Source organism: Bacillus sp. EB106-02-03-XG38 (assembly GCF_058792175.1).
The window spans coordinates 1-513 of record NZ_JBYTED010000022.1 but is presented as its reverse complement, the minus strand read 5'-3'; the positions used below and the strand labels follow the sequence as shown (position 1 = coordinate 513).

At 32.9% G+C, this 513-nt stretch carries 1 protein-coding gene; it reads right to left on the bottom strand.

What is annotated here, in order from left to right; translation table 11 throughout:
* Positions 1-24 precede the first annotated feature (24 nt).
* Positions 25-513: RNA-guided endonuclease InsQ/TnpB family protein (locus tag AC3WTI_RS28370; protein WP_142305941.1), on the bottom strand; the 489-nt coding region annotated here is incomplete at its 5' end.

Below are 513 nucleotides of genomic sequence, written 5' to 3'. Positions count from 1 at the left end.
CCACCGTACATATATACAATCTATTTACGTTAGTATTGTATATTTTTTTGCTTGTAAAAGGTTGATCGCTGCGTTCAAATCTCTATCCATTACATTGCCACATTCACATGTATATACTCGGTCAGGTAGCTTTAAATCCGCTTTCTTTTGACTGCAACATGAGCATAACTTTGACGATGGATAAAACCGGTCTACTTGACGTAATTCAATTCCATATTCCTCACATTTCGTCAAAAGCCACGTTTTAAAAGCAAAAAAAAACTGCTTGGCAATTGTTTTAGATAAATGTTTATTCTTCATCATACCTTTCACATTCAAATCTTCCACTGTAATAAACGTTGGCTTGGTTTTCACCACATTCGTTACAATAGACTTTACATACTCTATTCGAATATTCGCTAATCGAGCATGCAACTTTTGCACTCTAAGAACATTTTTATCTATATTCACTCTTTTATTAGTAACAGATTTTTCACCTCTCTTTTTTAGATTTTCAAATTTACGTGCTAAAGA